Genomic DNA, 25,667 nt, shown 5'->3' on the forward strand with positions numbered 1-25,667 from the left:
CCAGAGGGAGGAACAAGATGGCCAAGACAGCGACGAAGACTGCCGGGAAATCCGCGGCGAAAGCTGCGGCAAAGCCAAAAGCCAAGGCGGCCGCCAAGCCTGCGGTGAAGGCGACGGCAAAAGCCGCGCCCAAGGCCAAGCCGGCCAAGAAGCCGGCGTTGAAGCTCAGCATGCTGAAGCCCAGCGTCAACAACATGACCGTGCGGGTGTTTGCGCGCGCGGCCGGTTTCGACCATGCCGAGACCGATGCCTGGGGCCACACCCGTTCGCCGGAGTTCATGGCGCGAAATCCCGCCCATTTGACACCGATGATCGAGGACAAGGGCCTCCCCAGAGGCGTGCTGTGGGAAAGTTGCGCCATCATGCAGTATCTCGCCAACAAGCACGGGCTGGAGAAATTCTATCCGAAGGCGCCGGCCAAGCGGGCGATGGTCGACAGTGCCATGTTCTACCTGATCGGTACGCTCTACCCTTATGTGGCGCGCGCCACCTATCCGGCGCTCGGCTTCCCACAATATGCCGGCGAGGTCGGCCACAGCGACGCGCACCCCGACAGGAAGTCGGAGGCCCAGAAGGCGGCGATGGCGGCGATCGCCGAGCCGCTCGAAGTGTTTCACAGCTTCTTCAGGGACGGCAAGCCGTTCATCGGCGGCAAGAACCCGTCCATCGCCGATATCCGCCTGGCGGCGACGCTCGAATTCCTGGCCGTCGTCGACTATGCTTTGCCCAAGTGGGCGAAGGACTATGTGGCGGCGATCGAGAAGACGCTCGGCAAGGCTTATAGCGAGCCGGCCGGCGATGTGCGCGGCTACATCGCCCATGTGAAGTCGCAGGCCAAGGCCTGAGGTTAAGGATTCGTTAACCAAAGCCCTGTCTACTGCAGGCAATTCGCTTTCGGCCCGCGACCACGGATGTACTGGCGCAGAACGTCGTAGCGATAGGAAAGGTCGGCGCAATGCCGGCCTTTTTGCTGTTCGCACGCCATCGCCAAGTGCGATCTGGCACGCAGGCCTCGTCCAGTGTCGCTTTTTTGGCGTCAACTTTTGTCGAGAGATATTGTCATTGCCGGCGTTGGCCCTACCATCCATTTTGGCAGTCCGGCATGGATTGTCGGTCAGGCATGAGACGAGGGCTGGCGATGAAAAGCGTTGCGAGACGGATTGCGGTTGCGGGCGTGATGCTGGCGGCCGCTGTCCATGCTTCGAGTGCAGCCGAACTCAACACTATGGACGATGTCGGGGCAGCGATCCAGGCATGCTGGACACCGCCGGCGGACGCCGGGACCGCCAGCGTCACCTTGAGCTTCAGCTTCAAGCGGGACGGCACGCTGATCGGCCCGCCGAGGCCGACGGCCATTAAAGTGGATGGTGATGCCAAATCGAAGAAAACGTTTGTCGATGCCGCGACAGCGGCCCTGCAGGATTGCCTGCCCCTGACTTTCTCGGCGAAGCTGGCGCAAGGGATCGCTGGCAACGTGTTTACGTTGCAATTCGCCTCTCCCAAGTAAGCCTCGTTGTCGGGTCAGTGGTGACTGCGCCTGGCCTCGGCATGCCGGGCAAGATCGGGCGTCTCGAAGACGTAGTCGCTCCAGGCTGATTCAGGAACCTGGCCGGCCAGATAGCATTCCAGCAACAGGCTTTGCTCGGGATTGAGTGGCCTTGGCGCGCGCTGGTCCAGCCCCAGCGAGTGAAACAGGTTTCTTGTCAGGTCGGAGACGGTGAAGTGGATCGACATCTGCGTTCTCCCTTTGGTCCTTCAACGCGGAAGGCCCGACAAAGGTTTCGAACCCCTGGCGATAATGGCGCATTGATCTTGGTCCGTTGCGCTGCAGGTCCTCGGCGATGGTCAGGCTTGCGCTTTCTTTCGAGGTTCGTCTCAATCTTGAAATAAAAATGTAATATCGAATTTACATGAGGTGACGTAGTACAATAGACAATAGGTCATTCATGTCGAAATTCGTTAGATTATTAGGAACTACTCATGTAGCCGAAGCTTTCTGAAGTCATGGACTCTAAATTCCAGGTTCTCCGCAAAAAGGACCAGTTGTCCCGATGATCCGTTTCTGGCCTTCCATGGTGATCGCATTTATTTCGCTGGCGGCAGTTTTGTTCGGTACGCTTTCGTCCTACGCGGACAGCTGCGGCGCGATCAGAAGCCAGTTGCTTTCGGCTGGCCGCAGCGGCGGGGCGAGCCCGGAGCTTGCCCAGTTGCGCCGGCAACTTGCAGCCATCCAGACTATCGAGAGACAGCGCCAGTGCACGGCGAAGAGTTCGCTTGGTGGTCTCTTCAACGCTTGCGCCGATCTCGCCAGGAGCCGCTCGGATGTGCAGCGCCGGATTGCTGCCGCTGGGAATTCGGGCCGCGACACAGCGGGCCTGCAGGCGCGCCTCGTCGCGCTTGGCTGTGCGCCTTCGGCAAAGCAACGGCCTGTGCGCGCCGCGCCCAGCACCCAATCGGCGAGCACCACGTTCGCCGGCAATGCGATGCTGTTTTGCGTGCGTCTGTCGGACGGATATTTCTTCCCGGCGCCAAAGTCGCAATTCGCCGCCAGCGGCGATCTGAAGGAGACGGTCGATCAATGCCGTTACATCTGCGATGACCCCGGCGTCGACCTCTACACGTTGAACGACGCCAGCCTCGAAACCGACCAGATGACCGCGCTCGACACGCGCAAACCCTATACCGAGCTGCCGGCAGCCTTCAGATATCGCGATGATGCGAATTTCAAGGCATGCGACGTCAAGCGCTACTACCAGCGGGTCACCGAACTGCGAGCCAGGACCGTGACGCCCGCCAACATGCGCAACGCCATTATTCCGTTGCCGACGGCGAAGCCGGATCTCGGCACGGTTGCGGCCGTCCCCGGGATCGATGCCGAAGCCCCAGGTGCCGCCCAGCACCTTTCGATCGAGGCCGGCGAGCGGCCGGTGCGCTTGGTCGGCCCGGCATTTTTCCCGGCCGAATGATCGCCGGTCTTCCCCGATTTGCGATCACCGGCGGCGGCGTGCCTGCTGCTATGCGGCTGCGCGATCCGTCTGGAACAGAGGGGCGCTCACGGCGTTGTGATCGACATCAGCCGGGAGGAACGCCATGGCTACGTTCAGGGAAATGCGGGTGCTGGAGATCGTCGAAGACGACTCGCTGACCACCGAACAGAAAATCGCCGAACTGCGCGAGATCGAATCCGAGGCGCGTGGGTTGCAGCGGGCTGCCTCGGAGGGTCCAATGGACGACGATGACGGTTGGCAGGAAGATCTGCGTCAGGTTCGTCTTGCACTCGACAAGCTCGGAGCGAAGGAGCCGAAAAAAGGCGCTGCTTCCCTGTGAAAGCCCGTTCGCCGAGCTATCCGCGGATCGTGTTTGTTTGACCGAATCCCGCTTTTAGGACCAAGCTCCAATCTAATCGCAGACCATGCGAGCTCTCTTGCCAGGCTCGCTGATGTTCCTGCAGGTCAGCGACTTCGCCGGCGCCGATAGGGACGCCGACGCAGGCAACCTCGTCTGGTGCCGTTTCGGTGCGGCATGGCTGACCTTGCGCTCGGAAAAACGCCGGGGCGGCTGCGGCGCCACCGGAAAAGCGCCGTTTTCGACCTCGGCTTGCCCATAGTCGACATTCGGTGGCGGCCGGTCCCAGAAGCGCCGGACATCGAGCGGCCTCGGGATGACGACCGTGCCGTCATAACTGCGCGAGCAACCGCCGCCGAAAAGCAGCGCCAGCCCCATGAAAAAAGGCACAATCCGTCCAAGCATCAGCAATACCCCTGCCGTTGCTTATATAGCGGGTTCGACCCCGCCGACAACCGGGCGGAATGAAGCTAACTGACCGTTAAGGTTAGCGGATCCTTAATGCTTCTCGGGCACATTTTGCCGACGAACCGCGGAGGAGGGTTCGGCCTTGGTTTTCGGGGTGGGGACGGCATGGCGGAAGCGAACGAAACAATCAGCGCGCGCGGCAAGCGCGCGCCTCGCAGATCCACAGCGCATGGCGATGATGCATCATCGTCCGCCTCTTGCATGGATTCGAACGATGCGCTTCGCCAACTCGTCGAAGCCGGTTCCGACTGGGTCTGGGAGACCGACGCCGAACTGCGCTTCTCCTGGCTCTCGCAAAATTACCAGGCAGCCACCGGCATCGATCCGGCAAACGTGCTTGGCCGGTTCCGCTTCGACTTCCTCAATCAGGTCCTGAACGGCGATCGCAGTGGCGCCGCGCATTTGGAGGATCTGCAGGCGCACCGGCCTTTTCGCGACTTCGTCTACGAACTCAAGGGTGGCAGCGCCGACTGTCGCTGGGTCTTGACATCAGGCTTTCCGAAGTTCGACGACGAAGGAAGATTTGCCGGCTATCGCGGAATCGGCCGCAACGTCACGGCATTGGCCGGCGTCTTCAAAGGTCCGGGGCCGGAACCATCGGCCGACGGCGAGCCCGACCAGCATCTGGCCGACCTCGAGCGGACGATGGACGCCATGCACATGGGCGTCGTGCTCCTCGACGCCAGGCTCGACACGCTGATCGTCAACAAGGCCTATCGCGACCTCTCGAGGATTCCGGACGGCGCTGTCGGCGTCGGCGCTCCGTTCAGCCTGTTGATGGAGCTCAACCGCCGCAGCGGCATCTATGGCGACATCGACGAACGGCAATGGCAGCGCTACCTTGCCGCTCGTCTCGAGGAGATTCGCGCCGGATCCGTCGCGCCGCACGAATTTGTCCATGCCAACGGCAGGACGATGATGTTCTCGGTGACGGCGCTGTCAGGCGGCAAGCGGCTGTTGACCTATTATGAGGTCACCGAGATCAAGCAACGCGATGCGGAGATCAAAAGCGCGAACGCCAAGATCGCCGAGACCTTCGCCAGTCTCCGCACCATGGTCGACCAGATGCCGATCGGTGTCCTCGTCCTCGACGCCGATATGCGCACCGAGATCATCAACCGTGCTTTCTATGATTTCTGGCAGATCGACGCCCGGCGCGCCGAGATCGGCTGCAGCTTCCGCGATCTGATGGACGCCAGCCGCGACATCGATCCGTTTGGTGCCGACGATGCATCATGGCAGCGGCATATCGCCGAGCGCGAGGCGGAAATCAGGGCCGGGATCGCCGCGGCGCGGCAGTTCCCGCGCAATGACGGCCGCACGCTGATATCGTCGATGGCGCCGCTGGCCGGCGGCAAGCGGCTGATCTCCTATGTCGACGTCACCGACATGAAGAACCGGGAGGCCGAACTTGCCGACGCGCTGGAGAAAGCGCGGCTGGCGGAGGCGGTGATCAACGCCGTCAAGGATCCGATCTTCGTCAAGGACGACCATCTGCGCTTCGTCTTCGTCAACGAGGCGTTCGCGGCCCTGTTTGGCCAGACGCCGCAAGCCATGCTCGGCAAACCTGGCGGCGATTTCCTCCCGGCGAACGCTGTCGCGCTTTTCGAGCAGAGCGAAGGTGAGGTCCTTGCGACCGGGCGGCCGTACGAAGTGGAAGAGAATTTCGAGGTCGATGGCGCCAGCCGATCGCGTATCGTCAGGAAGAGCCGCGTCGGCATGGCCAGCGGCCGCAACTATGTTGCCGGCTTCCTGTTCGATATTTCCGAAATGAAGCGCCGCGAGACGGAAGCGCAGGATGCGCGCAAGCATCTCGCCAGCGTGCTGGAATCCTTGCCGGCCGCCGTGATCATCTACGATCGCGACGACAGGTTCGTTTTCGCCAACCGCAAGATCCAGGATACGCTGCCGGCCTTGAAGCCGGCATGGCAGCCCGGCTGCACATTCCGCGAGGCACTCGTTCTGGGCCATGCGAACGGCTATTTCCGCGACAGCGGCGATCCACAAGTCGACCAGCTCTACGACAGCGACCATGACCGCTGGCTGGATGCGATCCTCGCCCGCTACCGCTTGCCCAATTCCTGCTACGAGCGTCATAACCCCGACGGCCGCTGGTACCAGGTCTACGACATGCGGACCGATGATGGCACCTTCATCGGTGTTCGCGTTGACATCTCCGAGATCAAGAGCCGCGAGGCGGCATTGCGCGATTCGATGCGCCAGATCGACCTGTTCCGGCACGTGATGGACGAGTTGCCGGTGGCCGCCTTCATCAAGGCGCAGGACCTGAGCATAGAATTCGTCAACAAGGCCTGGTGCGCGATCACCGGCTTGGCCAAGGAGGATGTCATCGGCCGCACCGACCGGCAGTTGTTCGGTGCGCAGGACGCCGATGGCTACAGCCATGACGACACGCAAGTCGCCGTGACGGGCGCCGTCAGGGAGGTCGAGGAACCCGTCACCCATCGCGACGGCACGGTTCGGCAGTTGATGACGCGCAAGAGCCGCCTGGTGACGCTGGACGGGTCGGTGCATCTGGTCGGTTCGAGCACCGACATCACCGACGTCAAGGCGCGCGAGCGTGCGCTGGAAGAGAGCATGCGCGAGAACGAGGTGTTCCGCAGCCTGATCGACAACGTGCCGGTATCGATCTACGCCAAGCGCTCCGATCTCCGGCAGTTCTATGTCAACAAGGGCTGGTGCGATCTCACGGGCTTCCGCAAGGAAGAGGCTATCGGCAAGACCGACATCGAGATTTTCGGGCCGGATGGCGAGGCTTTCGTCAATGGCGACCTCGCCGTGCTGCGCACCGGCGAAACCCAGGAGGTCGAAGAGACGGTGACGTTGGCCGACGGCAGCGTCAGGCATCAATTCGCCCGCAAGGGCGCGATGATCGCCTCCGACGGCTCGCTCTATTTGATCGGCTCGACCACCGACATCACCGAGCTGAAGATGCGAGAGGCCGAACTGCGCGAAGCGCGTCAGCGCGCCGTGCTCGCAGACCGCGCCAAGTCGGAATTCCTCGCCAATATGAGCCATGAGATCCGCACGCCGATGAACGGCGTGCTCGGCATGGCCGAGCTGCTGGCCAAATCGGACCTCGACCCGAAACAGAAGACGTTTACCGACATCATCGTGAAATCGGGCAATGCGCTGCTCACCATCATCAACGACATACTGGACTTCTCCAAGATCGATGCCGGTCAGCTGGTGCTCGATCCGGCGCCCTTCAATCTGGCCGAGGCGATCGAGGATGTGGCGACACTGGTGTCGACACGAGCCAAGGAAAAAGACCTCGAGCTGATCGTGCGTGTCGAACCTCGGCTCGAGAGCCTGTTCGTCGGCGATGTCGGCCGTATCAGACAGATCGTCACCAACCTGCTCGGCAACGCGGTGAAATTCACCGATGAAGGCCATGTGCTGGTCGACGTCACCGGCGAGAGGGTTCCAACCGGAACGAAGCTGACGATCTCGGTCACCGATACCGGTATCGGTATCCCCGAGGAAAAACTGAAACTGGTGTTCGAGAAATTCAGCCAGGTCGACACCTCTTCGACGAGGCGGCATGAGGGAACCGGCCTCGGTCTTGCCATCACCTCGCGGCTCGTCGAGCTGATGGGCGGCGACATCGGGGTCGAAAGTGCGGAAGGCAAGGGCTCGACTTTCTGGTTCTCGGTGACGCTGCCGAGGGCCGGACAGCAGAACGGACAGCGCATCATGCCGATCGACGTGACCGGTGCGCGTGTGCTGATTGTCGACGACAATGCCGTCAATCGGGCCATCCTGACCGAACAGATGACATCGTGGACGTTCGATTCCTGCGCGGCCGAAAGCGGCGCCGAAGGCCTCAAGGTACTGATCGCCGCCGCTGCCTATGGTGTCCCGGTCGATTGCGTCGTGCTCGACTACCAGATGCCTGGAATGAGCGGCGCCGAAATGGCGCGGATCGTGCGCAGCACCGCCGGCCTTGCCGGCACGCCGATCATCATGCTGACCTCGGTCGACCAGTCGCTCGCCAACACCAGCTATCGCGATCTTGGCATCGATGCCCAGCTGATCAAGCCGGCGCGCTCCTCGGTGCTGCTGGAAACGCTGGTCGCCACCATCCAGCGGCATCGCCACAACACGAGCGGCAGCGACGCACAGCCGCTCGCAGCCGACGTCGCTGCGGGTTATGTGATGCGGCCGCAGCCCTCGGCACCGTCCGAACAGCGGGCGCTGCTGCAGCCGCCTTCGATTCGCCCCCGGCCACCGGTGGCGGCTGGCGGCGACAGACTGGATATCCTGGTGGCCGAGGACAATGAGGTGAACCAGATGGTGTTCACCCAGATCCTCGGCGAGACCGGTTATGGTTTCGAGATCGTCGGCAATGGCCGCAAGGCGCTCGACGCCTTCGGCCGGCTGAACCCGTGCATGATCCTGATGGATGTCTCCATGCCGGAGATGAACGGTCTCGAAGCAACCGCCGCCATTCGCCGGCTGGAGGAAGAAACCGGCACGCATGTGCCGATCATCGGCGTCACCGCGCATGCGCTGAAGGGCGACCGCGAGCGCTGCCTGGAGGCAGGCATGGACGACTATCTGCCCAAGCCGATCAGTCCCCGGGCGTTGCTCGAGAAGGTCGAGCGCTGGGTCGGCGCCAGCCGGCAGGCGCAGCGCAACGCCGGGTAAGGCCGGCTCTGCCCGAGTACCGGGAATACGGCGAAGATTCGCGCCCCTGTCAGCGGCCAAGACTATGGTGCGATCGCACCATATGAAAGGCGGCATCCAGCCGAGACAATGGCGACATTCGAATTCCGCTCTTCCCAGTTACGGGCGGGAGCAGCGACCGCCGGCATGAGACAGCGTCAACCTACCCCAACGGACCTGTTTTCGGCGATGGCCCGGCCACGACACCGTCTGGCTGAGAGCAACGCGCTCCCGTCCGGCTTTTCTTCATAAAGGCCGGCTGATCCCCAAATCGCCGGCCAGCCTCGACCGAATCGAGCAAGTCCCTGATTCCGGTGACAAAGCGGGGCTGCGTCGGGAGTGCCGGCCAGGCGGCATTCTGCTCATCCCGATGACGCGTTACCGGGGTGACATCAAACTGTCATGCGACTGTTATAATCGAAGGCTATTGGCCTCAGCGGGCGCCGACTGACGAGCGCCGAGAGACCATCTTCCGAACAGGAGCAGGCCACATGAAGAAATTCCTCTATACGGCGTCGGCCGCTGCGCTTGCGCTCGCCGCGACGTCCGGCTTCGCCGCCGCGCGCGACCAGATCCAGGTCGCCGGATCATCGACAGTGTTACCTTATGCCAAGATCGTCGCCGAGCAGTTCGGCGAAACATTCACCAACTTCAAGACCCCGGTCGTCGAATCCGGCGGCAGCGGCGCGGGCATCAAGGAATTCTGCAAGGGCGTCGGCGAAGATACGATCGACATCGCCAACTCGTCGCGTCCGATCAAGGCGGACGAACTCAAGTCCTGCGCCGACGCCGGCGTGAAGGAAGTCCAGGAAGTCCGGATCGGCTATGACGGCATCGTCTTCGCCACCGACATCAAGGGCCCGGATTGGGCGCTGGTTCCCGCCGACATCTACAAGGCGCTCGCGGCCAAGCTGGTCGTCGACGGCAAGCTCGTCGACAATCCGAACACCAAGTGGAGCCAGGTCAATCCGAAGCTGCCCGACTGGGACATCGCCGCCTACATTCCGGGCGAAAAGCATGGCACGCGCGAAGTGTTCGAGACCAAGCTTCTCGATGCCGGCTGTGACAAGGCTGCTCTCAAGGCCGCCGGCATTGCCGACGACAAGGAAATCGGCAAAACCTGCATCGCCATCCGCAAGGACGGCAAGGCCGTCGACATTGATGGCGACTATACCGAGACGCTCGCCCGCATCGACTCCAACAAGACCGGCGTCGGCGTGTTTGGCCTCGCCTTCTATGAGAACAATGCCGACAAGCTGAAGGTCGCCACCGTGGAAGACGTCGTGCCTTCGACCGAGACGATCGCCAGCGGCAAGTATCCCGTCTCGCGCCCGCTGTTCTTCTACGTCAAGAAGGCGCATCTGGGCGTCGTTCCCGGCCTCAAGGAATATGTCGAGTTCTTCCTTGACGACCAGATGGTTGGCCCGGAAAGCCCGCTCGCCGAATACGGCCTCGTTGCTGCTCCGGATGCCGAGCGTCAGGCCCAGCGTGACGCTTTCGCCGCCGGAAAGTCGATGTAATCAGCTGCCGAACCGGGGTGCGGGCCAAATCCCGCGCCCCGGTTTCATCGCAGGCCGCAATGGCGGCTGCGTAAGAATTTCTCTTGGGGTGGGTCCATGTCGTCCTTGCTCGTACTGGCCATCGTCGTTGCCGTCGGCCTGGTTGCCTTTTTCATCGGTCGGCAACGTGCCGCGGCCCAGGACAATGGCAAGGTCAAGCCGCATTCGCGCGCCCACTATCATGGCTGGTGGGCCTTCCTGCTCGCCGTTCTGCCTGCTCTTTTGCTGCTTGCCGTCTGGACCGTCGGGTCTTCCGTCTATCTTGACCGACACATTCACACTGCCTTGCCCGAGCGCACCGTCGACAGCAAGGTTGCCAGTGAGGCACTGGATGTCAGCCTCGTAAAGAGCCTCGCCAGGGGCCTGCGCAAACTCGATGCAGGCACACTGGCCGCAATGCCTGCCAGCTTTGCCGAGCTGCAGCCGCTGCTCGCCGCCAAGGGTGTGGCACTGGCGAGCGACACGCAGGATTACATGATCCCGATCGCCGTCGAGGCGAACAAGGTCCAGGACCGGCTCGGCCTGTTCGGCGCCATTGTCATTCTCGTTTCCTCGATCGCCGGCGCCTTCTATGCGCTCAGGCAGATCGAGCCGCGCGCCAGGGCCCGCAACAATGTCGAGAGGCTGATGCTGTGGGGGCTGCTTGCCGCCTCCACCATCGCCATCCTGACCACCATCGGCATCGTGCTTTCGATGCTGTTCCAGACGATCACCTTTTTCGAAAGCGTCTCGCCGATGAGTTTCTTCTTCGGCACCGTCTGGGATCCGCGTTTTGCCGCTGCCGGTTCGGGCGGCAGCCAGGGTCAGTTCGGCCTGATCCCGCTTCTTGCGGGCACGCTCTACATCGCCGCCGTCGCGCTGCTGGTTGCGGTGCCGGTCGGGCTGATGTCGGCTGTCTACATGGCCGAATACGCAACGCCCAAGGTGCGCTCGGTGGTCAAGCCGGCGCTTGAACTTCTGGCCGGCATACCAACCATCGTCTACGGCATCTTCGCCGTCGTCACGCTTGGGCCGTTCCTGCGCGACCTGTCCGCGGCGCTGACCGGCGGTTCGCCCTTCATCCAGGGCCAGAGCATCTTCACCGCCGGCCTGGTCATGGGCGTCATGCTGATCCCGGTCGTGTCCTCTCTCTCGGACGACATCATAACCGCGGTGCCGCGCGCCATGCGCGACGGGTCGCTTGGCCTCGGCGCGACCCGCTCCGAGACGATCAAGCGGGTGATCCTGCCGGCTGCACTACCCGGCATCGTCGGCGCCATCCTGCTGACCGCCTCGCGCGCCATCGGCGAAACGATGATTGTCGTGCTGGCGGCGGGCGTCGCCGCCAACCTTACCATCAACCCGTTCGAGGCAATGACGACCATCACCGTCAAGATCGTCAACCAGCTCACCGGCGACCTCGAGTTCAATTCGCCGCAGACGCTGGTCGCCTTCGCGCTCGGCCTGACGCTGTTCGCGCTGACGTTGGTGATGAACATCGTCGCGCTCTACATCGTGCGCAAATATCGGGAGCAGTACGAATGACCGACATTTCCATGGATACGATGGTCAGGGCGGCGGCCCATCCGCGCCGCGACATCGGCCTGAAGGCCCGTTACGCCGCCGAACGCCGTTTCCGCTTCTATGGCGTCGTGGCGATTTCCGTAGGCCTGGCGTTCCTGGCAATCATGCTGATCACCATCGTCTCGAAAGGCTACACCGCCTTCTGGCAGACGACGGTATCACTGCCGATCTCGTTCGACGAGAAGGTGATCGATCCTTCCGGCAAGCGTGCAACCGATCCGAGCGTTCTGATCAAGGCAAATTATCCCAAGCTTGCCGAAAACGCGCTTGTGGCCAAGCTCGGCATCTCTCCTGATGACAAGCCGATGATCCAGAAGCTCAAGGGCTTCCTGTCGGAAGGCGCCCGCGTCCAGTTGCGCGACATCGTTGCCGCCGATCCGTCCGTGATCGGCACGACACGCAACGTCAACATCCTCGCCGCCGCCAATCTCGACTCGGCTTTCAAGGGCCAGATCGACCTCAGTGTCGAGGAAGCGCGACGCAAGGTCTCGGACCAGCAGATCACCTGGATGAACAAGCTCAAGGCCGAGGGCGCGATGGCCGAGCACTTCAACAGCGGCCTGTTCACCTACGGCGCCTCCAGCCGCCCGGAAACCTCGGGCATGGGCGTGGCGATCATCGGCTCGTTTTATATGATGGTGATCGTGTTGCTCCTGGCGCTGCCGATCGGCGTCGCCGCCTCCATCTATCTGGAGGAGTTCGCCAAGAAGAACCGTTTCACCGACCTTATCGAGGTCAACATCAACAATCTGGCAGCGGTGCCGTCAATCGTCTTCGGCTTGCTCGGCCTCGCGGTGTTCATCAATTTCCTGGGCATGCCGCGCTCCGCCGCTTTCGTCGGCGGCCTGGTGCTGACACTGATGACGCTGCCGACGATCATCATCGCGACGCGCGCTGCACTTGCCGCGGTGCCGCCGTCGATCCGCTCGGCGGCTCTCGGTCTTGGCGCCTCCAAGATGCAGATGGTGTTCCAGCACATCCTGCCGCTTGCCGCACCCGGCATCCTCACCGGCACCATCATCGGTCTAGCGCGTGCGCTCGGTGAAACCGCGCCCCTGCTGCTAATCGGCATGGTCGCCTTCGTCGCCGATCCACCGACGACGCCTTTCGATCCGGCCACCGCGCTGCCGGTGCAGATCTATATGTGGGCGAACGAGGCCGAGCGCGCCTTCGTCGAGCGCATGTCGGGCGCGATCATCATCCTGCTCGTCTTCCTCATGGCCATGAACATCACCGCGATCGTGCTTCGGCGTCGGTTCGAGCGGCGCTGGTAGAAAAAAGGCATTTTGGTATGAACATCATGACCGAACAGTCCCTTGAAAATGCAGTGGGCGATAAGATGAACGCCAAGTCGAACGAAGTGATCAAAATGCGCGGCGACAAGGTCGGCGTGTTCTATGGCGAGAAGCAGGCGCTGTTCGATGTCAATCTCGACGTCCGCCTGAATCAGGTGACGGCGCTGATCGGCCCCTCCGGCTGCGGCAAGTCGACCTTCCTGCGTTGCCTCAACCGCATGAACGACACCATCGATTCCGCGCGGGTAACCGGCAAGATAACGCTCGACGAAGAAGACATCTACGACAAGAACATCGATGTCGTCGAACTCAGGGCGCGCGTCGGCATGGTGTTTCAGAAACCCAATCCGTTCCCCAAGTCGATCTACGAGAACGTCGCCTATGGCCCGCGCATCCACGGATTGGCCAAGCGCAAGGCCGACATGGATCAGATCGTCGAGTCGAGCTTGAAGAAGGCGGCGATCTGGAACGAGGTGAAGGACCGTTTGCAGGAACCTGGCACGGGTCTTTCCGGTGGCCAGCAGCAGCGTCTGTGCATTGCACGCGCCATCGCCGTGTCACCCGAGGTGATCCTGATGGACGAACCGTGTTCGGCGCTCGACCCGATCGCCACTGCTCGCGTCGAGGAACTGATCGACGAACTGCGCCAGAACTATACGATCGTCATCGTCACCCATTCGATGCAGCAGGCCGCGCGCGTGTCGCAGCGCACCGCGATGTTCCATCTAGGCTATCTGGTCGAGGAGGGCGCCACCGACAAGATGTTCACCACCCCCGACGACAAACGCACCCAGGACTACATCACCGGCCGGTTCGGCTGAGCTCAGGCATATGAGGGACGAAGATCATGGGTGAACATACCGTTGCATCTTTCGATGAGGATCTGGAGCAGATCAGCCAGCTGATCCGCGACATGGGCGATCTCGCCCGCTCGATGGTCAGTGGCTCGACCAAGGCTTTGCTCAATTCGGACAATGCGCTGGCGCAGCGCGTGGTTTCCGACGATGCCATCATGGATGCCCGCCAGCGCGAGCTGGACGATCGCGCCATCACGCTGATCGCCAAGCGCCAGCCAATGGCCAACGATCTGCGTGCGGTGGTCGGTTCGATCCGCATGGCCGGCGACCTCGAGCGCATCGGCGACCTTGCCAAGAACATCGCCAAGCGCGTCGGCACTGTCGGGCTGAGCGTCACGCCGCACGATCTTTCGCATTCGATCGACGCGATGGCGCAGCTGGTGCTGATCCAGGTGCAGGGGGTCGTCGACGAGTATGCCGCCGCTGACGCGGCAGCGCTTGCCACGCTCAGAAACAATGATGAACGCATCGACGTCAAATACACCTCGGTGTTCCGCGAGCTGCTGACCTACATGATGGAAGATCCCCGCAACATCACGGCGTGCACGCACCTGTTGTTTTGCGCCAAGAACCTCGAGCGGATCGGCGACCACGTGACCAACATCGCCGAAAATGCCTACTATGTTTTGACCGGCACGCAGCTGCCAGCCAATCGTCCGAAGCAGGACGAGACGGCAATGTCCGCGCCAGCGGCATAACAGGGGTGACCAGCCGATGATCGCACCACGCATCATGGTGGTGGAGGATGAGGAGCCGCTAGGCGTGCTGCTCCGCTACAATCTTGAATCCGAAGGTTACCAGGTCGAGGTCGTGACGCGCGGCGATGAGGCCGAAATCCGGCTGCAGGAGAACGTTCCCGATCTTCTGGTGCTCGACTGGATGGTGCCTGCGGTTTCGGGCATCGAACTCTGCCGGCGCCTGCGAATGCGTCCCGAGACCGAGCGGCTGCCGATCATCATGCTGACCGCGCGAGGCGAGGAAAGCGACCGCGTGCGCGGCCTGTCGACCGGCGCCGACGACTATCTGGTCAAGCCCTTCTCGACGCCGGAGTTCATGGCCAGGGTCAAGGCGCTGCTGCGCCGGGCCAAGCCGGAAGTGCTGTCCAGCGTGCTCAAGGTCGGCGATATCGTGCTCGATCGCGAGTCGCACCGTGTCTATCGCAAGAAGAGCGAGATCCGGCTTGGGCCGACGGAATTCCGCCTGCTCGAATTCATGATGCGCCATCCAGGCCGCGTGTTCTCGCGCAGCCAGCTGCTCGACAATGTCTGGGGCGAGACGATCTACATCGATGAGCGCACGGTCGACGTGCATGTCGGCCGGCTGCGCAAGGCGGTCAACAATGGCCGTATGCCTGATGTCATCCGCACGATCCGTGGGGCCGGATACGCCATCCGAGAGGACTGAACTCCCTCGTTTGAACTCACGCCACGTTCTTGCCGCCGAAACCGGATCTCGCCTGCACGCCCGGCGCAAAAATCTCCTGATCGACGAAGATCAGCGCCCGCATGGCGCAGCCTTCGCGGATCAGCGGCAGTTCGTTCGGCTCGGTGTCGAAGGAAATCGATTTGGAATGCTGGCCGCCGGCGGTCTGGGCAATCGCTTGCCGCAATGCCGGCTCGATCAGGTCGAAGGCGGCGGCGCTGACACCGACCATGGCGACCGGCGCCGGATCGATCAGCGCGAACAGGCTGCCGAGGCCGTAGCCGAGCGCTTCGCCGGCCTTGCGATAGGCTTCCCGTTCGGGTCCGTCACCTTCGCGGGCCGCGGCAGCCAGGGCGCGCATGTCGGCGTCGCTGACATCGGCAACGGGTTCTGCATCCTCGCCCATCTGCCTGGCGTTGCGCCATATGGCGTAATTGCCCGCATAGGCTTCGACGCAGCCGCGCCGTCCGCAGCGACATAGCGCGCCGTTCGGCCGATGGATCATGTGGCCGAATTCGCCGCCCGAAGAATGGGTGCCGGTGAACAATTCGCCCTTCAGCACCAGTCCCATGCCGATGCCGTGCGACAAAAGGATAGCGATGAAATCGTCGCGGTAACGATCGGGGTCGCGCCAGCGCAGCGCCACCGCCATCATGTTGCAGTCGTTCTCCATTATGGCGGGGATGCCGAACTCGTCTTCGAATATGTCAGCGAAGGCGATGTCGGTGTGCGGCGTGATCGGCGACCACAGCATGGCGCGGGCACGGGTGTCGGTGATGCCCTGGATGGCCAGCGCGATGCGGGCGATGCTGCGCACGTCCAGGTCGGGATCTGCCAGGCGGCGCCGCACGATGGCCGTGCATTCCCCGATCAGCGACTCGCGCGACATCGTCAGCGTGTCCAGCCGGCGCTGTTCCTCGGATATTACCTGGCCGGCATAGTCGATGACGGCGACGGAGAGGAAGTTCAGCGACAGCACCACGGTCATTACCGCGGCCGCTTCCGGATTGAGACTGAGGCCGACCTGCGGCCGGCCGCGTTTGAGCGAGCCGGCCTCGCTCGGCTTGCTTTCGGTCAGGATGCCTTCGACGATCAGGTCGGATGAAATCGCCGAGATGGTCGAATGGCTGAGGCTTGTGGTCGCGGCGATCTCGGTTCGCGACGGCTGTCCGGCGCGGCGCACTGCCGCGATCACCATGGCGCGGTTGCGGCGGCGCAGATCGTCGTGGCGGATTCCGACCGACATGTTCTTTCATATCCTCCCGGTCGCCGCGGTTCCTCCTGCCCCTGGAACGCTGTCGGTGACGCCGGTAAATACTGGCAGAAGCTGCAGGCCGTGTCATTTATTTATTCCGAGACTCGAAAAAACCTCGAAATGACATCAAAATCCATCAGAATCGATGTTGACAGCGTTCGGGCGTTGGCCCAGTATTTTTTCGAGGCTCGAAAAAATAGAGCCTTTGTGCCGGCCCTCGGGTCAGTTTGGTCGCGCCATACGCGGCGCAGGGAGGATAATATGAAAAGATTCACGGCCGCCATCCTGGCGGGTGCCGCCATGTCGCTGACGCTCGCGTCTGTCGCGCAGGCGAAGGACAAGGTTGTCGGCGTTTCGTGGTCCAACTTCCAGGAAGAACGCTGGAAGACCGACGAGGCCGCCATGAAGACGGCGATCGAGGCCGCCGGCGACAAGTACATCTCCGCCGATGCGCAGTCCAATCCCGGCAAGCAGCTTACCGATGTCGAAAGCCTGATCTCGCAGGGCGCCAATTCACTGATCATCCTGGCGCAGGATGCGTCGGCCATCGGCCCGGCGGTGCAGAAGGCGCTGGACGAGGGCATTCCGGTCGTCGGCTATGACCGGCTGATCGAGAACAAGGACGTCTTCTATCTGACCTTCGACAACAAGGAAGTCGGCCGCATGCAGGCCCGCGAAGTGTTCAAGGTCAAGCCGGAAGGCAACTACGTCTTCATCAAGGGCTCCGGTGCCGATCCCAATGCCGACTTCCTGTTCTCGGGCTCGATGGAAGTGCTCAAGGAAGCCATCGACAGCGGCAAGATCAAGAATGTTGGCGAAGCCTACACGGATGGCTGGCTGCCCGCCAACGCCCAGAAGAACATGGAGCAGTTCCTGACCGCCAACGACAACAAGGTCGACGCGGTGGTCGCGGCCAATGACGGCACTGCCGGTGGCGTCGTCGCGGCGCTGACGGCTCAAGGCTTGGCCGGCACCGTGCCGGTCTCGGGTCAGGACGGCGACCACGCCGCGCTGAACCGCATCGCCCTCGGCACGCAAACCGTGTCGGTGTGGAAGGACGCGCGGGAGCTCGGCAAGAATGCCGCCGAGATCGCCTCGCAACTGGCCGACGGCAAGAAGACGAGCGACATCGCCGGCGCCAAGGACTTCACGACGCCGGGCGGCAACACCGTCAAGTCGCTGTTCCTGACCCCGGTTGCCATCACCAAGGACAATCTCAACGTCGTCATCGACGCCGGCTGGATCAAGAAGGACGAAGTCTGCGCGGGTGTCGCCGCCGGCACCGTGGCGGCCTGCAACTGATCCGTACCACTTTGCAATATCTGAACGCCGCGGCCCAAAAGCCGCGGCGTTTTCTCAAAGAATTGTGTTTCCGCATCATGCGGATAGCTTCTAGGCTGGGCTCCGGCATGCGTGTCAGACGGCCAGCCGGTGGGAGGAAACCATGACCGATACGACGTCAAACCCGCAGACCGATACGGCGCGCGCGTCGGAACTCGGCGCCGTCGCCCGGTTCCTGAAGGCGACCGAGATCGACACCCGCATGCTCGGCATGATCGGCGCGCTGCTGGTCATCTGGATTGGGCTGCATGTCATTTCCAGCCTGCGCCTTGGCGTCAATCCGCTCGATTTCGACAGCCGCACCTTTCTCACGCCGCGCAATCTGTGGAACCTGTCGGTGCAGACATCCGCGGTTGCCATCATGGCCTGCGGCATGGTGCTGGTCATCGTCATGCGCAACATCGACCTGTCGGTCGGTTCCGCCGAGGGCCTGATCGGCATGGTGATGGGATTTGCCCAGGTGCATTTCCTGGTGCGCTTTGTCGGGCTCGAACTCGGCAACCCGTGGATCTGGGTCCTGGCACTGGTCATCGGCCTGGCGCTCGGCCTGTTGATCGGCGCTTTTCAAGGCTTCGTCATCGCCTATCTCGAAGTGCCCGCCTTTATCGTGACGCTGGGCGGCCTGCTGGTCTGGCGCGGTGCCGCCTGGTGGGTCACTTCAGGCCAGACCGTGGCGCCGCTTAACGCCACTTTTCAGCTGATGGGCGGTGGGCCGGCGGGATCGATCGGCGCGACCTGGAGCTGGGTCGTTGGGATCGTCGCCTGCCTCGCCGTGGTGTTTGGGCTTTTCAACGGGCGGGTGCAGCGCAAGCGTTTCCGGTTTCCGCTACGTCCGATCTGGGCCGAGGCGCTGCTTGGAGTCGTCACCTGCGGCGCCATCATGGGTGCGGTCTGGCTCGCCAACTCCTACCCCTGGCCGATCGGCATCGTGAACAGATATGCGGCCGCCAACAACATCACCGTTCCCGAAGGCGGCCTGTTCATCGCCCACGGTATCGCCATACCGGTGCTGATGGCTGTCGCCGTCGGGCTGGTCATGACCTTCATCACCAACCGCACCCGTTTCGGCCGCTATGTGTTCGCCATCGGCGGCAATCCCGAGGCGGCCAATCTCGCCGGCATCAACACGCGATGGATCACCATGAAGGTGTTCATGATCATGGGCGTGCTGGCCACGATTGCCGCGGCGATCTCCTCGGCCCGGCAGAATTCGGCCACCAACGTGCTTGGAACGCTCGACGAACTGCTCGTCATTGCAGCCGCCGTGATCGGCGGCACGTCGCTTGCCGGCGGATCGGGAACGATCATCGGCGCCATGCTGGGCGCGCTGCTGATGCAGTCGCTGCAGTCCGGCATGGTGCTGCTCGGCGTCGACTCGCCGCTGCAGAGCATCGTCGTCGGGGCCGTACTGGTCATCGCCGTGTGGCTCGACACCGTCTATCGCAAGCGCGTCTAGGAGGGCATGCCATGAATGACAAGACTGCTCCTGCAGCCACCGCGCTGATCGACATGAGGAACATCTCGATCGCGTTTGGCGGCATCCGCGCCGTCGACGACGCCTCGATCGATCTTTTCCCCGGCGAGGTCGTGGCGCTGCTCGGCCACAATGGCGCCGGCAAGTCGACATTGATCAAGATCCTGTCCGGCGCCTACAAGCGCGATTCGGGCCAGATCTTCGTCAACGGCGAGGAGGCATCGATCTCCAATCCACGCGACGCCAAGAAATACGGCATCGAGACGATCTACCAGACGCTGGCGTTGGCCGACAATGTCGACGCCGCCGCCAATCTGTTCCTCGGCCGCGAGCTGATGACCGCCTGGGGCACGCTCGACGACGTTGCCATGGAGGCCGAGGCGCGCAAGGTGATGGGTCGGCTCAATCCCCGCTTCCAGCGCTTCAAGGAGCCGGTGATCAAGCTGTCGGGTGGCCAGCGGCAATCGGTGGCGATCGCGCGTGCGATCCTGTTCAACGCCCGCATCCTGATCATGGACGAGCCGACGGCGGCGCTTGGTCCGCAGGAAACGGCGCAGGTCGGCGAACTGGTCAAGCAGCTCAAGTCCGATGGCATCGGCATCTTCCTGATCAGCCACGACATCCACGATGTGTTCGAGCTTGCCGACCGGGTCTGCGTCATGAAGAACGGCCAGGTCGTTGGCACCGCCCGCACCACCGATGTCACGCAGGACGAGGTGCTGGGGATGATCATTCTTGGCAAATGCCCGCCGGGCGCCATTCCAGGACCGGGCGCGCTGAAGATCGCGGCCTGAGATCAAGCCAGCTCGCGGTTGCCGGACACGTGATATGCCAGCCGTAAGGATGGCTTGGCCTTGGCATTGTGTTGGCACGGCGACTTGCCCATAAAGGTCCGATATCGCTCAGGGACCGCACGATCCGTTGAAGAAGCTTTTCCCGATCATCGCCTTTATCGCCGTCGCACTAATCAGCATGGTGATGGCAGGTTTCGCCTATTTCGCCACACAGGAAGCCGCGCGCATCAAGTTCGAGGCGACTGCCGACGACGCGCTCAACCGGATCGAGAGCCGCATCGACCTGCATCTGTCGCTGCTGCGCTCGACGCAGGCCCTGTTCGACGCCCGCAATGGCGATATTTCTCGCAATGAGTTCAAGGCGTTCTTCAACGCGCTCGATGTCGACAAGAATTTCGCCGGCTTGCGCGGCATCGGTTTCCTCAGGCTGGCAAAGACGGGCGACGAGGCGACGGTCGAACGCGATATGCTGCACGATTATGGCGTCAGTCATCCAATCTACCCGGATACCACGCAACCCTGGCGTACCCCTATCGTGCTGTTCGAACCGCTGGATCTATCCAACCAAGCCGCCATCGGCTACGACATGTTCAGCGAACCGATGCGGCGTGTGGCGATCGAAAAGGCGATGTCCGACGACCAGCAGCACGCCAGCGGGTTGGTGCAACTGGGCCAGGACACGGGCGCCTCGCAGACGTTCACCGGCTTCTTCGTTTTCGTGCGGCTCAATGTCGAAACCGCTCCCGACGTCATCAATGCTTCGAGATCCTCGACATCAGGTTTTCTCTATGCGGCCTTCCGGGCTCGCGATCTATTCCAGACCGCGCTCAGCCGGTCGCCGCTACTGCCGGTCAACACCGAAATCTATGACGGCGATGGTGCCGTGAGCGGCGACAATCTGCTGTTCCGGTCGGAGACGCCGCCAGCTTCGACTTTCGGGGACAGGCTGCTGGTCACCCGAAAGATCATCGTCGCCGGACGGCCATGGACTGTCCTGTTCCGGCCGACAAGCGCCTTCTCGCAGCCGTCGTCGCGCGCCATTCCGGTGATGCTGGGGCTATTCGGCCTGCTGTTGGCGGGCGCCATCGCGCTGGTGGCGCGATATCAGGAGCGGGCCTATGAGGCAGCGTCGCGGTTGCACGAAACCACGGAAAAGAGCCTGATCGAAAAAGACCTGATGCTGCAGGAGATGAAGCATCGCATCAAGAATTCGATCACCAGGGTGCTGGCGATCGCGCGCCAGACGGCATCGCGGGCTACCGACGTCAACGAGTTTTCCGCATCTTTCTCGGCCAGGCTGCAGGCGATGGCAGCGTCCCAGGACATGCTGACGCGCTCTCGCTGGCAGAAGGCCGATCTTGGCGATCTCTTGCGCATCGAACTCGGCCAGGTGTTCGGCAAGGAGTTGCCCGAGGGGCTGCTGTCAGGGCCGCAAGTGCTGCTTGACGAAACCACGACGCAAGCGCTCGGCCTGACCTTCCACGAACTGGCGACGAATGCGCTGAAATACGGCGAAGCCGGCAATTCCGTGGGGGCACTGAAAGTGGATTGGTCTCTGGAAGGGCGTGGGCGCGACAGGACGCTGGCCCTCAACTGGCGCGAAAACGGGCAGAAGAAACTCGAAGCTCCCGCCGAAACCGGCTTCGGCACCAAGCTGATCGATCTCAACGTGACGCGCGAATTACGCGGTACGATCAAGCGCGACTACCAGGCCAATGGGCTGAACGTGGAAATCAAAATTCCACTCGCCAATTGAGCGCGACCTTCACCCGAAAAGGATCAAGCGTCCGGACATGAAAAATCCGAAGGCCAGCGGACCAGCCTCCGGATCGACGTTTCGATTATCGCCGAATTAGTTGCAGCGAGCCGTGTATATCCGGCCGCGATGATCGCGATATTGGCAATAGCCGTTGCGCAGATTGCGCACCAGCAGGCCGGAACCGGCGCCAACGGCCGCGCCGATCAGCGCGCCCTTGCCGCCGCCGACCAAGCCGCCGACACCGGCGCCGATCAAGCCGCCGCCAACCACGTCCTGTTCGGTCGAGGTGCAGCCGCTGACGGCAACCACCGCAACCAGGGCAATAATCATCTTCCGCATAGAGTCACTCCTCACTTTTTGTCCTCACTTGGTAAAGCTCCAGCTGCCATTTAGCATGAAATGACGGCCTTTGCTGCTGCAATCTATTGTTGGTGAAGATAGTCTTTTTCTGGGCCTGCCGCGTTCGACGCCATTACCAGGCTGGAAATTGCCAAAGAAGCGTCAAGCGTACCATCGGCGCGCACGTTCCAGACGATCTGATCATAGTCGTCTTCAAGCACCGGATCGACGGCAAGACATTTGGCGACGATGTGATCAGCCTGCCCTTGCACGTCGCCCAAGACGAATGGGCGCTCGGCCACACATTGCTCGGCGGTCGCGAAAATGCTGACGGGCACCTGGAGTTCACGGCAGTCGGCCATCGTGTTCGAGCAACCGATGACCAGCAGCAATGCAGCGATATGTTCCATGGCGGGAAAGTCCTCTCGCCATAGTAACGGTCTACATCAGCCAAAGTTCCTGGCGCGCTGGGCCGGGCAGGGAAATAAGACGGCGACAATTGATTCTGTCGCCGGCCGAAACGAACTGGCCTCAATAGACCAGCTGGTACAGGGCGACCACCACGATCACCGCCACCAAGGCCAACGCAACAAGGCGCAAGGCTCCGTTGGGGACAGGGGCCAGCGGTGGCGCGGATGACTCGGAGTCCTCAAACTCGCCCATGGAAATCCGGGCGGCCTGCTCCAGTCTGTTCATATCGGCAACCGTCAAGGCATTCCCTCCCGCACCATGCTGCAAATCCTGCTGCGGAAATGTTCGGTGATGCAACAGGTTCCAGCGGTATCTGGGAAAAACAGCATCTGCTTTTATGGTGAACAGCTGGTTAAGAAAGCTCGGGTCGCTCAATCCGTCTCGAAATTGCCGTGTGGAACGACAAGGCGGTACTCGAGACGGCCAGCCGCGATTTCGAGCGTCGCCGTTCCGTTCAGTGACGCCGGCACGACCCGTTCGAGTGCGACGCTGCCGAAGCGCTTCTCGCTACGCCTGACATCACTGGCTCCGATTGCCTCGGCCCATGTCAACGACAGGGAGGTTCCCGTGTCGGCTGCGGTCAGGTTGGCTGTAACATTGACGAATCCATCGGGCCGCGACAGGGCGCCATAGCTCACCGAATTGACGGCGAGTTCATGCATCGCAAGGCCGATATGCAGGGCAGCGTTGGGATTGAGATAGGGGTTGGCCCCCTGAAACCTCAGGCTGCGAACCGGATCGCCGCCGTAGCGGCCCACCTGGCCCGATACGAGTTCGCGAAGTGCGGCGCCCCGCCAGTTGGAAGAGGTCACGAGATCCTGGGAGGAAGCCAGCGATTGCAGCCGGCCGCGAAAACGTGTCAGGAAATCGCCGATGCTGTCGGAGTAGCGACCGGTCTGGGTGGCTATGCTCTGGATGATCGCCAGCAGGTTTTTCGAGCGATGGCTCACCTCCCGCAACAGCGTCGTCAGGGTCTGCTCACGGCGCTTCTGCTCGGTCGTCTCGACCATCGTGGTGACGACGCCTTGCACCGTGCCGCCGTCGCCGTGGTCGGCATCGATCCAGACCTCAAACCAGCGGCTGCCATCCTCGACGGGAACGCTGATCTCGAGACGTTGGGGGTTGCCGGATGCAATGACGTCGCGCTTGGCCGCGCCGATGCGGTCGGCCTGCGCCTCCGGCAGAATACCGATGCTGTCGGCGGTGTCCGAAACCCAGGGCGCACGCATGTTGCGCGCCCATACGGTTTTCATCTCGCGATCCTGGTAGAGAACGGAAATGCCGGCATTGTGCAACGCGTGAAGAAGGGCGCGGCCGAGCTGCATGCCGCTTTCGGCAGGATGGAGGGCGATGACTTCATCGCTTTGCACGTCGTCCTTCCTGTTTCCGGTCCTGGAACCCATCGGCCAAACTGTCCACCCAATTCAGGCTGAACGGCTCACCGGTGAATGGGTTCCAAAGAGGTTTCCCGAACCCGCCGCCAAAAAACGGTCCGCCGGACGGCGTCCTTTGAAGGACACCGCCCGGCGGTGGCTGGAAACCGTTTGAGGGGTGCGGCTTCCAGTGTTCGGCCGTCCGTCCTTACGAAGCCCGTTTGAACAGGCCCGCAAGAAGCGAAATGACCAGGAAAGCGAGGAAGATGAAAAACAATATCTGCGCTATGCCGGCAGATGTACCGGCGATGCCGCCGAAACCAAGCGCGCCGGCGATGATCGCAACGACGAGAAATACGAGCGCCCAGTAAAGCATGATGCATCTCCTTCGAATGATGCGATAAAAACGTGGGTGGTTGCGGTTTGTTCCCACCCTTTGCCGAAAAAGACCGAGCTTGCAATTCGTTCGGCAGCCGGACGCGCAGGAAATTCGCCCTCACCGCCCGATGCGTGGATCAGGCGGCCCGAAGTGAAGAATTGAAGAATTGAGGAATTGATGAATTGACGATTTGATGATCTGAAGAAATCGGCGAGCGAGGCTATCGCCTTCAATTCCTCAATTCCTCAATTCCTCCACTCCTCAATTCGCGACTATGCGGCTGCTTTCGCCTGGCGGTCAAAAAACAGTGCCTGGCTGATCAGCGCCTTGACCATGTCGGGATTGAACGGCTTGGTGACCAGGAAGGCTGGTTCCGGTCGTTCACCAGTCAACAGGCGCTCGGGGAAGGCGGTGATGAAGATGACCGGCACCGACGTCGATGACAGGATCTCGTTCACGGCCTCGATGCCGGAACTGCCGTCGGCAAGCTGGATGTCGGCCAGCACCATCTTCGGCCGTGTCTTGCCGAACATCATCACGGCCTCGGCATGGGTGCGCGCCGTTCCAACGACGCGGTGCCCGAGGCTCTCTACCATTTCTTCGATATCCATGGCGATCAGCGGTTCATCCTCGATGATCAGAACGTCTGTTGCCACCTGGCGGGATATCTCGTTGCTCGCCTGGGCAAGCAGCTCTGAAAACTCCTGGTCGCCGACGTCGAGGATCTCAGCCGCTTCGTCCTCGCTGAAGCCTTCGACAGCCACGAGGAGGAAGGCCTGACGGGGCCGCGGCGCGATCGCATTCAGATTGGCGGCGGTGCGCTGTTCCCACGCCGATTGCGCCTGCTCCTGTGGAACGCGGATGGCGACCGATGTGAACAGCTTGGCGAAAACCTTGTACAGCGCGATGCGGTCGCTCGATGCTTCGGGAAATATCTCGATATCGGCGATGATGGCCTCGAGCATCGCGGCTACCAGCGCATCACCACTCTCTTGCGACCCGGAAACAGCCCGCGAGAAGCGGCGCAGGAAGGGCAGATGTGGTGCGATGGTGGCGGATAAGCTCATGGTAAGACGTCTCCCTCAGAATGACGTGAATGCGTAGCAGGTCAAGCTGACCTGCAAGCCCTGACGATAACGCGGATTTTTAGAAAAAGTTCCGCCTCGACGGAACAAATACCGGGGAGGGGCGTTTGGGGTCGGGATGGGCAACCAGACGAGGGCGCCGCTTGCGTTGTGTTGAGTATGATAAGAGCGGTTTGAGCGCTGGGAATACAAGGGCAAA

The 25,667-nt window shown here is 62.0% G+C and carries 24 protein-coding genes; 15 read left to right on the plus strand and 9 right to left on the minus strand.

All coding sequences use genetic code 11. The annotated features are described in order from the left end of the window. Positions 1-17 precede the first annotated feature (17 nt). Both NP945_RS20835 and NP945_RS20840 read left to right on the plus strand, forming a co-directional pair. The gene (locus NP945_RS20835) at positions 18-845 is read left to right on the plus strand and encodes a glutathione S-transferase family protein (protein WP_127320621.1); all 828 of its coding nucleotides are present in this window, start codon (positions 18-20) and stop codon (positions 843-845) included. Between the two features lie 293 nt (positions 846-1,138). Beyond that, positions 1,139-1,507: a hypothetical protein gene (locus NP945_RS20840; protein WP_128308833.1), complete on the plus strand. Its 369-nt coding sequence runs from the start codon at positions 1,139-1,141 to the stop codon at positions 1,505-1,507. Between the two features lie 14 nt (positions 1,508-1,521). Here NP945_RS20840 and NP945_RS20845 read toward each other — a convergent pair whose 3' ends face one another. Then, complete coding sequence (locus tag NP945_RS20845) at positions 1,522-1,734, minus strand: hypothetical protein (protein WP_023810978.1); 213 nt, start codon at positions 1,732-1,734, stop codon at positions 1,522-1,524. A gap of 317 nt (positions 1,735-2,051) precedes the next feature. Between NP945_RS20845 and NP945_RS20850 the strand changes: the two genes are divergently transcribed. Both NP945_RS20850 and NP945_RS20855 read left to right on the plus strand, forming a co-directional pair. After that, a complete protein-coding gene (locus tag NP945_RS20850; RefSeq protein ID WP_127268025.1) occupies positions 2,052-2,966 on the plus strand; it encodes a DUF2865 domain-containing protein in 915 nt (304 codons plus the stop codon). A gap of 124 nt (positions 2,967-3,090) precedes the next feature. Beyond that, entirely contained in the window at positions 3,091-3,327 is a 237-nt protein-coding gene (locus tag NP945_RS20855) for a hypothetical protein (protein WP_013529265.1), read from the plus strand. A gap of 72 nt (positions 3,328-3,399) precedes the next feature. On the opposite strand, the gene NP945_RS20860 is transcribed toward NP945_RS20855, so the two are convergent. Further along, positions 3,400-3,750 carry a hypothetical protein gene (locus tag NP945_RS20860; RefSeq protein WP_127809083.1) on the minus strand — a complete coding sequence of 117 codons (351 nt, stop codon included), beginning with the start codon at positions 3,748-3,750 and terminating at the stop codon, positions 3,400-3,402. 168 nt (positions 3,751-3,918) lie between these two features. Between NP945_RS20860 and NP945_RS20865 the strand changes: the two genes are divergently transcribed. From NP945_RS20865 to phoB, 7 genes are all read left to right on the plus strand, one after another. After that, positions 3,919-8,484 (plus strand): PAS domain-containing protein, encoded by a 4,566-nt coding sequence (locus NP945_RS20865; protein WP_256747406.1) that lies wholly within the window; start codon positions 3,919-3,921, stop codon positions 8,482-8,484. Positions 8,485-8,993: 509 nt separating this feature from the next. Further along, positions 8,994-10,022: a PstS family phosphate ABC transporter substrate-binding protein gene (locus tag NP945_RS20870; protein WP_127271977.1), complete on the plus strand. Its 1,029-nt coding sequence runs from the start codon at positions 8,994-8,996 to the stop codon at positions 10,020-10,022. 96 nt (positions 10,023-10,118) lie between these two features. Further along, the gene (pstC, locus tag NP945_RS20875; protein WP_127271979.1) at positions 10,119-11,585 is read left to right on the plus strand and encodes a phosphate ABC transporter permease subunit PstC; all 1,467 of its coding nucleotides are present in this window, start codon (positions 10,119-10,121) and stop codon (positions 11,583-11,585) included. Continuing rightward, complete coding sequence (gene pstA / locus NP945_RS20880; RefSeq protein WP_127271981.1) at positions 11,582-12,898, plus strand: phosphate ABC transporter permease PstA; 1,317 nt, start codon at positions 11,582-11,584, stop codon at positions 12,896-12,898. The genes pstC and pstA overlap by 4 nt, the downstream gene beginning before the upstream one ends. Positions 12,899-12,915: 17 nt before the next feature. Next, entirely contained in the window at positions 12,916-13,740 is an 825-nt protein-coding gene (gene pstB / locus NP945_RS20885) for a phosphate ABC transporter ATP-binding protein PstB (protein WP_127267721.1), read from the plus strand. Positions 13,741-13,766: 26 nt separating this feature from the next. After that, positions 13,767-14,474 (plus strand): phosphate signaling complex protein PhoU, encoded by a 708-nt coding sequence (phoU, locus tag NP945_RS20890; RefSeq protein WP_127267720.1) that lies wholly within the window; start codon positions 13,767-13,769, stop codon positions 14,472-14,474. Positions 14,475-14,490: 16 nt separating this feature from the next. Then, the gene (gene phoB, locus NP945_RS20895; protein WP_010911896.1) at positions 14,491-15,180 is read left to right on the plus strand and encodes a phosphate regulon transcriptional regulator PhoB; all 690 of its coding nucleotides are present in this window, start codon (positions 14,491-14,493) and stop codon (positions 15,178-15,180) included. Between the two features lie 16 nt (positions 15,181-15,196). Here the strand turns inward: phoB and NP945_RS20900 are convergent, their stop codons facing one another. Next, positions 15,197-16,444, minus strand: coding sequence for an ROK family protein (locus NP945_RS20900; RefSeq protein ID WP_127267719.1), 1,248 nt, complete (start codon positions 16,442-16,444; stop codon positions 15,197-15,199). A 270-nt stretch (positions 16,445-16,714) separates the two neighbouring features. Here NP945_RS20900 and xylF point away from each other — a divergent pair, with 270 nt between their 5' ends. The 4 genes from xylF (at position 16,715) to NP945_RS20920 (ending at position 21,818) form a co-directional block, all read left to right on the plus strand. Then, entirely contained in the window at positions 16,715-17,755 is a 1,041-nt protein-coding gene (gene xylF / locus NP945_RS20905; protein WP_013529274.1) for a D-xylose ABC transporter substrate-binding protein, read from the plus strand. Positions 17,756-17,897: 142 nt separating this feature from the next. Beyond that, the gene (locus tag NP945_RS20910; RefSeq protein WP_127267718.1) at positions 17,898-19,250 is read left to right on the plus strand and encodes a sugar ABC transporter permease; all 1,353 of its coding nucleotides are present in this window, start codon (positions 17,898-17,900) and stop codon (positions 19,248-19,250) included. 11 nt (positions 19,251-19,261) lie between these two features. Then, on the plus strand, positions 19,262-20,062 hold the full coding sequence (locus NP945_RS20915) for an ATP-binding cassette domain-containing protein (RefSeq protein WP_127267717.1): 801 nt from the start codon (positions 19,262-19,264) through the stop codon (positions 20,060-20,062). A 127-nt stretch (positions 20,063-20,189) separates the two neighbouring features. After that, complete coding sequence (locus NP945_RS20920) at positions 20,190-21,818, plus strand: CHASE domain-containing protein (RefSeq protein ID WP_256747407.1); 1,629 nt, start codon at positions 20,190-20,192, stop codon at positions 21,816-21,818. Positions 21,819-21,914: 96 nt separating this feature from the next. On the opposite strand, the gene NP945_RS20925 is transcribed toward NP945_RS20920, so the two are convergent. From NP945_RS20925 to NP945_RS20950, 6 genes are all read right to left on the minus strand, one after another. Then, positions 21,915-22,160 (minus strand): YMGG-like glycine zipper-containing protein, encoded by a 246-nt coding sequence (locus tag NP945_RS20925; protein WP_023810994.1) that lies wholly within the window; start codon positions 22,158-22,160, stop codon positions 21,915-21,917. 83 nt (positions 22,161-22,243) lie between these two features. After that, on the minus strand, positions 22,244-22,570 hold the full coding sequence (locus NP945_RS20930; RefSeq protein WP_127267715.1) for a hypothetical protein: 327 nt from the start codon (positions 22,568-22,570) through the stop codon (positions 22,244-22,246). A 121-nt stretch (positions 22,571-22,691) separates the two neighbouring features. Further along, positions 22,692-23,006, minus strand: coding sequence for a hypothetical protein (locus tag NP945_RS20935; protein ID WP_236383520.1), 315 nt, complete (start codon positions 23,004-23,006; stop codon positions 22,692-22,694). Next, a complete protein-coding gene (locus tag NP945_RS20940) occupies positions 23,003-24,034 on the minus strand; it encodes a sensor histidine kinase (RefSeq protein ID WP_164748875.1) in 1,032 nt (343 codons plus the stop codon). The genes NP945_RS20935 and NP945_RS20940 overlap by 4 nt, the downstream gene beginning before the upstream one ends. 178 nt (positions 24,035-24,212) lie before the next feature. After that, positions 24,213-24,380, minus strand: a complete 168-nt coding sequence (locus tag NP945_RS20945) for a DUF1328 domain-containing protein (protein ID WP_013529282.1) — start codon at positions 24,378-24,380, stop codon at positions 24,213-24,215. Between the two features lie 275 nt (positions 24,381-24,655). Next, the gene (locus NP945_RS20950; protein WP_023810997.1) at positions 24,656-25,450 is read right to left on the minus strand and encodes a response regulator; all 795 of its coding nucleotides are present in this window, start codon (positions 25,448-25,450) and stop codon (positions 24,656-24,658) included. Positions 25,451-25,667 lie beyond the last annotated feature (217 nt).

The sequence above is a fragment of the Mesorhizobium sp. LMG17149 genome (genome assembly GCF_024518695.1).
Taxonomy (GTDB): Bacteria; Pseudomonadota; Alphaproteobacteria; order Rhizobiales; family Rhizobiaceae; genus Mesorhizobium.